The 232-nt window shown below is 61.6% G+C and carries 1 protein-coding gene; it reads right to left on the bottom strand.

Going from position 1 to position 232, the window contains the following annotated elements; translation table 11 throughout:
- On the bottom strand, positions 1-215 hold a 215-nt coding region (locus SB771_RS37390; RefSeq protein ID WP_410722329.1), incomplete at its 3' end, for a phage portal protein.
- Positions 216-232: the final 17 nt, after the last annotated feature.

Genomic DNA, 232 nt, shown 5'->3' with positions numbered 1-232 from the left:
CCGGTATCCAAGCCGATCTTATGGCCGGGTACGTGGAAGCACCGGGCGACATCCTGTGCAGTCCATTGGAGGTGTTCGACTGTTTGCGCGTCAGAACCGGTCATCGTCATGGGGTTGTACACAAGACCGTCACCGGCAACCAGCGTGCCGCCTGCACCCATACCGCTGTACTCGTCCATCTGCTTCTTAAGCCGCTGGGCGGTCGGGTCCGAGATTGCGCCCGGAGCGGACA

Origin of the sequence: Burkholderia sp. SIMBA_051 (assembly GCF_046534915.1) — a bacterium.
GTDB lineage: Bacteria > Pseudomonadota > Gammaproteobacteria > Burkholderiales > Burkholderiaceae > Burkholderia > Burkholderia ambifaria.
Note: the sequence above shows the minus strand (reverse complement) of the source record. Positions and strands in the feature narration are given on the sequence as shown.